Origin of the sequence: Paracoccus sp. DMF, assembly GCF_004407025.1 — a bacterium.
GTDB classification, from domain to species: domain Bacteria; phylum Pseudomonadota; class Alphaproteobacteria; order Rhodobacterales; family Rhodobacteraceae; genus Paracoccus; species Paracoccus aminovorans_B.
The window spans coordinates 1-9,558 of record NZ_SOKV02000070.1 but is presented as its reverse complement, the minus strand read 5'-3'; the positions used below and the strand labels follow the sequence as shown (position 1 = coordinate 9,558).

9 protein-coding genes and 1 tRNA gene are annotated in these 9,558 nt (G+C 70.2%); 6 read left to right on the top strand and 4 right to left on the bottom strand.

Annotated features, from left to right (window positions below; genetic code table 11):
- Positions 1-160 precede the first annotated feature (160 nt).
- Entirely contained in the window at positions 161-535 is a 375-nt protein-coding gene (locus tag E3D03_RS19310) for a hypothetical protein (protein ID WP_263568304.1), read from the top strand.
- A 25-nt stretch (positions 536-560) separates the two neighbouring features.
- Here E3D03_RS19310 and E3D03_RS19305 read toward each other — a convergent pair.
- The 4 genes from E3D03_RS19305 to E3D03_RS19290 all read right to left on the bottom strand — a co-directional run bounded on the left by E3D03_RS19305 (position 561) and on the right by E3D03_RS19290 (position 3,074).
- Positions 561-650: transfer RNA gene (locus tag E3D03_RS19305), tRNA-Ser, on the bottom strand.
- A gap of 50 nt (positions 651-700) precedes the next feature.
- A complete protein-coding gene (locus tag E3D03_RS19300; protein WP_263568303.1) occupies positions 701-2,029 on the bottom strand; it encodes a sensor histidine kinase in 1,329 nt (442 codons plus the stop codon).
- On the bottom strand, positions 2,026-2,688 hold the full coding sequence (locus E3D03_RS19295; RefSeq protein ID WP_062563264.1) for a response regulator transcription factor: 663 nt from the start codon (positions 2,686-2,688) through the stop codon (positions 2,026-2,028). Before E3D03_RS19295 ends, E3D03_RS19300 begins: the two co-directional genes overlap by 4 nt.
- Positions 2,685-3,074 carry a hypothetical protein gene (locus tag E3D03_RS19290; protein ID WP_263568302.1) on the bottom strand — a complete coding sequence of 130 codons (390 nt, stop codon included), beginning with the start codon at positions 3,072-3,074 and terminating at the stop codon, positions 2,685-2,687. The genes E3D03_RS19295 and E3D03_RS19290 overlap by 4 nt, the downstream gene beginning before the upstream one ends.
- A 125-nt stretch (positions 3,075-3,199) precedes the next feature.
- Between E3D03_RS19290 and E3D03_RS19285 the strand changes: the two genes are divergently transcribed.
- The 5 genes from E3D03_RS19285 to E3D03_RS19265 form a co-directional block, all read left to right on the top strand.
- Positions 3,200-4,045, top strand: coding sequence for a hypothetical protein (locus E3D03_RS19285; RefSeq protein WP_263568301.1), 846 nt, complete (start codon positions 3,200-3,202; stop codon positions 4,043-4,045).
- A gap of 186 nt (positions 4,046-4,231) precedes the next feature.
- Positions 4,232-5,815, top strand: a complete 1,584-nt coding sequence (locus tag E3D03_RS19280; RefSeq protein ID WP_263568300.1) for a glucan biosynthesis protein — start codon at positions 4,232-4,234, stop codon at positions 5,813-5,815.
- Positions 5,812-7,989 (top strand): glucans biosynthesis glucosyltransferase MdoH, encoded by a 2,178-nt coding sequence (gene mdoH, locus E3D03_RS19275; RefSeq protein WP_263568299.1) that lies wholly within the window; start codon positions 5,812-5,814, stop codon positions 7,987-7,989. Before E3D03_RS19280 ends, mdoH begins: the two co-directional genes overlap by 4 nt.
- Positions 7,986-9,122 carry an OpgC domain-containing protein gene (locus tag E3D03_RS19270; protein WP_263568298.1) on the top strand — a complete coding sequence of 379 codons (1,137 nt, stop codon included), beginning with the start codon at positions 7,986-7,988 and terminating at the stop codon, positions 9,120-9,122. Before mdoH ends, E3D03_RS19270 begins: the two co-directional genes overlap by 4 nt.
- Before the next feature lie 52 nt (positions 9,123-9,174).
- A partial coding sequence (locus tag E3D03_RS19265; RefSeq protein WP_263568297.1) for a formate--tetrahydrofolate ligase occupies positions 9,175-9,558 on the top strand: 384 nt, incomplete at its 3' end.

The window sequence follows — 9,558 nt, the reverse complement described above, 5'->3', positions numbered from 1 at the left end:
CGCCTGCGAGGGCATGGCCGTGCCGATGGAGAAACTGGACGATCTGGTTGCCGACCACCTTGAGGGCCAGCTACTCCAACCCGAGCGGCTCTAAACCATCCTTGCCGCCGCGCTCGACCGCAGAGAGGAGCATTCGGAGCGCCGCGAGCATATCGCCGAGTTGAACAAGCGCGCCGCCGAATCGGAATTGCGGCTCAAGCGCCTCTTTGACGCCATCGAGGCGGGCGTCGCCGATCTGGACGACCCGGCGCTGAAAGACCGCATCGACGGACTCAAGGCCATCCGCGATCAGGCCACGACCGACACCGACCGGGCGCAGGCCATGCTTCAAAACTCCGGTCAGAAAGCCGTAACGCCGCAAATGCTGCGCAAGTTCGCGGCAACCGCCCGCAAACGCATCTGGCTGGAAGGTGGCGGCTATCGCCGCGACCACCTGCGCGCACTGACCAGCGTGTCGAGGTCGCAGACGGTGAGGTTCGCATCATGGGATCGAAGTCCCGGCTGCTACAGCAGCTTGTGGCGGGAAGTGGCGTAAACCAGTGCCCACTCAGGGACTGAAGTGGCGGAAGCGGTGGGATTCGAACCCACGGTGGGGTCTCCCCCACGCTGGTTTTCAAGACCAGAGCCTTAAACCACTCGGCCACACTTCCTTGGCCCTTCCTTTCGCAGCCCCGGCGGCAGCAAGTCAAGACGTCGCTTGTCAGCCGCCCGGGGCGATCGCCGGCAGGCTCAGCACGGCGCGCAAGCCCCCCAGGTCGGAGCGCTCCAGCGCCAGCGCGCCGCCGTGCAGCGCCGCGAGATCGGCGACGATGCCCAGGCCCAGGCCGGTGCCGGGCGGGCCGGCCTCGTCCAGGCGCGCGCCACGGGTCAGGGCCAGCGCGTGATCGGCGTCCGGCAGGCCGGGGCCGTCGTCCTCGATGGCGATGCGCAGCCGGTCGCCCTGGACCGCGGCGCCGATGCGGATCCGGCCCGAGGACCATTTCACCGCATTCTCGACCAGGTTGCCGACCATCTCCTCGAGATCCTGGCGCTCGCCGGCGAAGGTGGGGCGCCCGGGGGCCGCGACCTCGACCGCCAGGCCCGACTCGCGGATCGGACCGCGCAGCACCAGCAGGATATCCTCGATCACCGGCAGGGCGGCGGTGCTGTGGCCCAGGAGCCGCGGTGCGGCCGAGGAGCGCGCCCGGCGCAGGTGCCAGCCGATCTGGCGGTCCATGCGCGCGACCAGCGCATGGCCGGGATGGTCCGGCGGCAGGGCATTGTCCAGCGCCGCCAGCGGCGTCTTCAGCGAATGCGCGAGATTGCCCAGATGCTCGCGCGCGCGGGCCAGCACGCTGCGGTTCTGTTCCAGAAGCGCGTTGATCTCGGCCGCGACAGGGCGCAGCTCGGCCACGGCGGGCAGGGCCAGGCTTTCGGCCCGGCCGGCGCGGATGCGGCGCAGGTCGCGGCCCAGCCGGTCCAGGCTGCGCAGCCCCGCCGCGACCTGGAGAAGGCTCGCCGCGGTCAGCGCCAGTCCCAGCACCGCCAGCGACACCGCCAGCGGCCGGCGCAGCCGCGCAAGGCTCGCGTCGATCTCGGCCCGCGGCGCCGTCACCGTCACCGCCAGCGCCGAATCGCTGCCGGGCAGGGTGAAGCCGTGGCGGGTGACGCGCAGCGCCTCGCCATCGGGGCCAAGGCCGGGGCCGCCCTGCAACTCGGCATCGGGGGGCTGCAGCACATTGTCGAACAGCGAATGCGACTTGGCCGTGACCCGGCCGTCCTGCGACAATTGCCAGAACCAGCCCGAGAGCGGGATCTGGAAGCGCGGGTCGGTCGGCTCGGGGCCAGCCAGCAGCCGACCGCCGGCATCGATGCTGGCGCCGGCGATCAGCGCATCGGCCACCGCCTCGGTCTCGGCATCGAAGCGGCCGGCAATGAAATCCTCAAGGATGGCGGCGATGGCCAGATAGCCCGCGACCAGCGCCGCCAGCGTCAGCGCCGCGCCAAGGCCGATCAGCCGGGCGCGGATGGAATCGCGCGGCCAGATCACGGCGCGGCCTGTAGGACGTAGCCCTCGCCGCGCCGGGTCTCGATCAGCCCCTCGCCGATCTTGCGGCGCAGCCGGCCGATGACGACCTCGATCGACTTGAAGTCGCGGTCGGCGGCGGAATCATAGAGGTGGTCGGACAGCTCGCTGCGGCTGACGACGCGGTTCTGGTGGTGGATGAGATAGGACAGGATGCGGGTCTCGAAGGCGGTCAGCTTCAGCGCCATGCCGTTCCTGGTGATGACGCCCAGCTGGCTGTCCAGCCGCAGCGGCCCGGCCTTGATGACCGCCTGGGCATGGCCGGCAGCGCGGCGCACCAGGGTCTGGGCGCGGATCACCACCTCTTCCAGCCGAAACGGCTTGACGGCGTAGTCGTCGGCGCCGGCGCGAAAACCCGCGACCTTGTCGGTCCAGTCGCCGCGCGCGGTCAGGATCAGCACCGGCATGGTCACGCCGCCCTCGCGCCAGCGGGTCAGCACCTCGATCCCCGGCAGGCCGGGCAGGCCGAGGTCGAGGATGGCGAGGTCATAGCTTTCGGTCGCGCCCAGGAATTCGCCCTGCGTGCCGTCCGCGGCCAGGTCGCAGGCGAAGCCGCCGTCGCGCATCGCCTGCGCCAGCTGCGCGGACAGGGTCGGGTCATCCTCGACGATCAGGCATTTCATCGCTCGCCCTCCCTGCGGCGCGCCTCGGCCAGCCCGGCGCCCGCCACCTCGAGGAAGGCGCCGCTCTGCGCGTCGAGCCGGATCACCAGCACGTCGCGCGCCGGGGTCAGCAGCCGCAGCTGATGCACCAGCACCACGCCGCGGGCACGTTCCTCGGGCGTGGGGGCGGCGATGCGCGCGGCGATCAGCCGGCCGCGAAAGCGCTTGGCCACGATGCGGAACGCCTGTTTCAGCGGCAGGACGTGGCTTTCCGGCAATTCCATATCGTGGAACTCGGGCGCCAGGTCCTCGGGCCGGGGGCCACGGTCGTGGTCGTGGTGGTCGGCCGCGGCGGGCAGGGCCAGCGCGGCGATCAGCGGCAGGGCAAGGATGCGGGCATGGACCATCTGTCCCCTGTAATGCGGCAAAACCAAACGAAAGCCAAACGGGCTGTTGGCGTTTCGTTGGCAAGGGGCGGGGTATCGCTGATTCGCATGGGGCGCCGTCGCCCCGACACGCAAGGAACCAGAAAATGAGCAGAACTTTCCGCACCCCCCTCGCGCTGACCGCCGTGCTGGCGCTGCTGGCCGGCCCGGTGCTGGCGCAGGATGCCGCGCCGGCCGCGCCGGCCGCGCCGGTGCCTCCGGCGGCCGCGGCGCCGGCGGCCGAGGCGCAGGCTCCCGCCCTGCCGAAGGTGTTGCAGGACGCCGGCCTGACCGATGTCACGACCAAGCGCGCGCGCGGCGGCAGCCGCGTCGAGGGCAAGCTGCCCGACGGCAACCGGATCCAGGCCATGCTGACCGCCGAGGGTGCGCTGCGCGGCATCAAGGCCGAGGGCGATGCGGCGCTGCCGCAGGCGCTGGTCGAGCAGCTGGTGCCGCAGGTGGTGCGCGACAACGCGGTCTTTGCCGAACTGGGCAGCCTGCGCGCGGTCTTCACCGGCGAGCGCGGCGTGATGCTGGCCGGCCAGGACGCCGAGAAGAACCGCATCCGCGCCGCCTTTGCCGAGGATGGCACGCTGCTGCGCTTTGCCCGGGGCGATGACGACCACGACCGCAAGGACCGCGGCCGCGACCACGGCAAGCGCCATGACGACCGGCGCGGCGACCGCGACCACCACTGGGGCGACAAGCGGGACCACGACCGCCGCGAGGGGCGGGGGCCCGACGCGCCTCGGCCGACCGGCGACGCGCCCGAGCGCGCGGCGATCGCGCCCGAGGCGCTGCGCCAGGCGCTGACCGCGGCCGGCTATACGCAACTGGGCGAGATCACCCAGGACGGCCCCCGCGTCACCGCCCAGGCCAACAACCCCGAGGGCGAGCCGGTGCTGCTGGAACTGAACCCGCAAGGCCGGGTGGTGCGCGAGATCGCGCGCTGATCGGGGGCCAGGAAACCCAAGGGGCCGCGCGGGCATTTGACCTGCGCGGCCCTTTCTGCGACGATTTTCCCGCAACTCTCGGCAAGTGGTTGCCACCTGACGCGAAAAGGCTTGCCTGATCCGCGCGGCAATGCGAAATCCGCTCGGAATTTCTGGGCCTTCGCGCCCGAAGAATGAGGTTGGTCGATGCGTCGTCGCGATTTTGTCATCTCTGCCGGGGCCGCCATGACGGCGGTGGGCGCGCTGTCGTCCTCGCTGGGCGCGGCGCTGGCACAGGAAAGCCCCGAGACGGCCACGCCCGAACCGCAGACCGAACCAACCGATGCCGCGCCGCCCAAACCCTTCGGTTTCGAGGACGTGGCGGCCATGGCCAAGGACCTGGCCAGCAAGCCCTATGAATACCGCGATGCCGAGCTGATCGGCACCTTCGCCAACCTGACCTATGACCAGTATCGCGGCATCCGCTTCCGCCGCGACCGCGATCCCTGGGTCGGCAGCCGCGATTTCGCACTGGACCTGCTGCCGCCCGGCTCGATCTTCCACGAGCCGGTGGACATCAGCCTGGTCGACAATGGCGTGGTGATCCCGGTCAAGTTCGACCCGCATATGTTCGACTTCGACCCGGCGCAGTTCCCGGACGGGGTCGATTACGAGACGCTGGGCGACATGGGCTGGTCGGGTTTCCGTATCCGCACGCCGCTGAACCGGCCCGACGTCATGGACGAGGTCGCGGTCTTCCAGGGCGCGAGCTATTTCCGCGCCGTGGCGCGCGGCACGCTTTACGGGCTTTCGGCGCGCGGCCTGGCCATCGGCACCGGCAGCCCCGAGGGCGAGGAATTCCCGCTGTTCCGCGGCTACTGGATCCACAAGCCGGGCGACCAGGACCGCTCGGTGCTGATCCATGCGCTTCTGGACAGCAAGTCGGTCTCGGGCGCCTTCGAGTTCCGCATCACCCCGGGCGCCGAGACGGTCTTCGACACCCGCGTCTCGCTGTTCCCCAGAAGCGACATGAAGAACATCGGCATCGCGCCCTTGACCTCGATGTACTGGTTCGGGCCGACCGACCGCTCGCGCGTGGACGACTATCGCCCGGCGGTGCATGACAGCGACGGGTTGCAGATGCTGACCGGCGACGAGCAGCGGCTGTGGCGGGTGCTGTCGGGGCATTCGACGCTGCAGACCTCGGCCTTCATGGACAACAACCCGCTGGGCTTCGGCCTGGCGCAGCGGGCGCGCGACTTCGAAAGCTACAAGGACGCCGAGGCGCGCTATGAGCGCCGGCCCTCGGGCTGGATCGCGCCGCAGGACGGCTGGGGCAAGGGCACCGTCAACCTGATCGAGATCCCGGTCGAGAACGAGTTCAACGACAATATCGTCAGCTTCTGGCAGCCGGCGGACACCCTGGTCACCGGCAACCGCTACGACTTCAACTACATTCTTAGCTTTGCTTCGGAAGTACCTGATAGTGCACCGATTTCTCGCGTGATCGAGACCATGTCGGGCAAGGCGATCAACGATCCGAACGCCCGCACCTATATCGTCGATTTCGATCTGGGCCTGTTCGGCGCCGAGGATCCGGTGCCGGCGGTGCGCGCCTCGGCCGGGCGGATCGGGCACAGCTATCTGCTGCGGCTGCCGGAACAGCGCCGGATGCGGCTGGCGTTCGAATACGTGCCCGAGGGCGCCAAGCTGGCCGATCTTTCGGCGGTGCTGAACGGGCCCGAGGGGCCGCTCAGCGAAACCTGGATTGCGCGCTGGACCCGCGAGTGACCGACGTGACCGATACCCGCAGCCAGCCGGCCGCCGCGCCGGCCAGCCCGCCCGACACCCTGCCGCTTGCGGCCGAGGAACGCTGGGAGGCGCTGGACCTGCCGCAGGCCGACGGCCCGGCGACGCCGCCCGAGGCGCCGCTGGACATGCCCGAGCAGGATTTCCGCGGCCGCCCGCCGCTGGGGCCGGACAGCCGCTGGCCCGGGCTCGGCACCATCGCGGCGCGGATCGTGGCCTTCGGCGGCGCCGCGGCCATCGCCTGGTATGGCTGGAAGCAGATGGTGCTGGCCTTTGGCACCTCGATGACCTTCCTGCAATCGGTGCTGCTGGTGCTGTTCGCGATCACCTTCACCTGGGTCGGCTTCTTCCTGACCTCGATGATCGCCGGCGTCTTTGCGCGCCGGCCGCGCACGCCCGACGGTCCGAACGAGGCCCGCATCGCCGTGGTCATGCCGGTCTATAACGAGGACGCGGCGGCCACCGCCGGGCTGCTCGCGGCGCTGGCGCGCGACCTCTACCGCGTGGGCCTGGGCCAGCGGGCCGAGATCTTCGTGCTGTCCGACAGCCGCGACCCTGATGCGGTGCTGGCCGAGATGGCCGCCGTCAGCCGGTTGCGCGACATCTCGCCGGTGCCGGTCTGGTATCGGCGCCGGCGCGACAACAAGGGCCGCAAGGCCGGCAACGTCGGCGAATTCGTGCGCCGCTGGGGCGGGCGCTATGACCAGATGGTGGTGCTGGACGCCGACAGCGTGGTCGGCGCGGCGACCATCAAGGCGCTGTCGGCGCGGATGAATGCCGATCCCGCGGTGGGGCTGATCCAGACCATGCCGATGCTGGTCGGCGGCCAGACCATCTTTGCCCGGCTGACCCAGTTCGCCGGCCGCATCTATGGCCCGGCCATCGCGCGCGGCGTCTCGGCCTGGTCGGGCGACAGCGGCAATTTCTGGGGCCATAACGCCATCATCCGCGTCGCCGCCTTCGCGCAATGCTGCGGCCTGCCGGAGCTGCCGGGCAAGCCGCCCTTCGGCGGCCATGTCCTGTCGCACGATTTCGTCGAGGCCGCGCTGCTGCGCCGCGCCGGCTGGAAGGTGCGGCTGGACCACGACCTGCGCCAAAGCTTCGAGGGCAGCCCGCCCACGCTGCTGGACATGGCCGTGCGCGAGCGCCGCTGGGCGCAGGGCAACCTGCAGCACGCGCGCATCATCTTCTCGCGCGGCTTCGCCTGGATCAGCCGGGTGCATTTCACCATCGGCATCCTCGGCTTCCTGATGTCGCCGATCTGGCTGGCGATGATCCTGGTCGGGCTGGCGCTGTCGGCCAATGTGCTGCTGTCGCGGCCGGATTATTTCCCGCAGACCTATCAGCTGTTCCCGACCTGGCCGACCTTCGACCCGGTGCGCATGCTGTGGCTGTTCATCGCCGCCATGTCCTTCCTGCTGGTGCCGAAGTTCATCGCCATCTTCCGCGCCTGGCTGCGGCCCTTGGCCCGCAACTCGGGCGGCAGCGTGCGGCTCTTGGGCTCGGGCCTGTTCGAGATGGTGCTTTCGGCGCTGATCGCGCCGGTGCAGATGCTGATCCAGACCCGGCAGATCTTCGAGATCCTGCGCGGCCGCGATTCCGGCTGGGAGGCGCAGGTCCGCGCCGGGCAGATGCCACCCTGGCACGTGGTGCTGCGCCGCCATGCCATCCATGTCGTGGCCGGCGCCGGCACGCTGGTGGTGCTGGCGATCCTGTCGCCCTGGCAGCTGGTCTGGCTGTCGCCGATCCTGGCCGGGCTGATCCTGTCGCCGCTGACCTCGCGCTGGTCGGCAAGCCCGGTCTTCGGCCGCTGGGCCCGGCGCCAGGGCCTGCTGGTCACCCCCGAGGAACGCGAGCCGCCCGAACTGCTGACCGCCGCCAATGCACTGGACTTCCGCATCGCCGCCAAGCTGCCGACGCGGGGCATCGCTGCCCTTGGCGATGATCCGGCGCTGCGGGCGCGGCTGCTGGCGTTGCTGCCCGAGGCCCCGCGCGGCCCGGCGGCCGAGCGGCTGGACGCCATCGCGGCCGAGGCCAAGATCGGCCATGCCGCCAGCCAGGCGCAGGCGCTGCGCTTCCTGAGCCCAGCCGAGACCCTGGCGCTGGTCGAGAACCGCGCCCTGATCGAAGCCTTCGCGAGCCTGCCCGCAGAATGAAACGCATCGCGGCTCTCGACATGCTGCGCGGCTATGCGCTGGTCTGCATCATGCTGGACCACATGCCCATCGGGCTGCTGCGCAATGTCACGCTGACGAATTTCGCCGTCTTCGACGCGGCCGAGCTTTTCGTGCTGCTGTCGGGCTTCCTGGTCGGCATGGTCTGGGTCAAGGTCGAGGCGCGCCAGGGCCGCCGCGTGGCGCAGCTGCGCTTCCTGCGCCGGGCGGCGCAGGTCTGGCTGGCGCTGATCGCCGGGGCGGTGCTCTTGGCGCTGTTCTCGGCGCTGCTGTTCAAGCTGCACATGAACCACACGGCGGTCTGGTTCCAATACGCGCGCTGGATCTTCGAGCATCCCATCGGCTATGTCGCCACCGTAGCGCTGATGTGGATGCAGCCGAACCTGCTGGACGTGCTGGCGCTTTACGTGCTGCTGATCGCCACCGTGCCGCTGACGGTGCCCTTCATGCTGCGAATGCCCTGGGCCGCGCTGGCCGTCTCGGTCGCGGTCTGGTGGTTCGCCGAGCCGCTGAACGCGCTGATCCCGAACCAGAGGCCGGGGCCGGGCCTGCTGTTCAACCCCTTCGGCTGGCAGCTCTTGTTCTTTGCCGGCGTCGCCATGGGCGCCTTCCGCGACCGCATCATGCCGGTGCTGCGCCGGCATGCGGCGCTGCTGACCGTGCTGTCGGTCGCGGTGATGCTGTTCAGCCTGACCACGGTCCTGGCCTGGCGCATCGGGCCTCCGGCCAAGCCGGTGACGGATTTCATCCGTTCGTTGACCGGCGGCATCGACAAATGGTCGCTGGATTTCGCGCGGCTGATCGCGATCCTGGCCGCCAGCTGGCTGGTGGCGGTGCCGCTGGCGCGGCCTTTTGCCTGGATGGCCGGCACCGCCCCGGGCGAGGCGCTGGCCGAGATCGGCCGCGGCGGGCTTTTCTCGTTCATCGTCTGCGTGCTGCTGTCGATCTGGGGCGACGCGCTGGACATGACCGTGCCGCAGGGCGGCGCGGCCTGGTTCTGGCTGCGGCTCGCGATCGACCTGTGGCTGATCGTCGCCTTCTGGGCCGTCGCGGCGGTCTGGATGCGGCGCGAGGCCTGGGTACCGCCGCTGCGGGCGCGACTTCGGTTGGATTGACGCATGGCCCTGCGCCCCTCAATTTGGCGCGCGGGGGTCATGGAGGAAAAAGATGAAATCGGATATCGAGATCGCACGCGCGACGAAGAAGCAGCCTATCGGCAAGATCGCAGCCCGGCTTGGACTGGGCGAGCGGGACATCCTGCCCTATGGCCACGACAAGGCCAAGATCAGCCATGACTGCATCCGCGGGCTGGCCGACCGGCCCTTGGGCCGGCTGGTGCTGGTGACGGCGATCAACCCGACCCCGGCCGGCGAGGGTAAGACCACGACCACGGTCGGCCTGGGCGATGCGCTGAACCGCATCGGCCAGCGCGCCACCGTCTGCATCCGCGAGGCGAGCCTGGGTCCGAACTTCGGCATGAAAGGCGGGGCCGCCGGCGGCGGCATGGCCCAGATCGTGCCGATGGAGGACATGAACCTGCATTTCACCGGC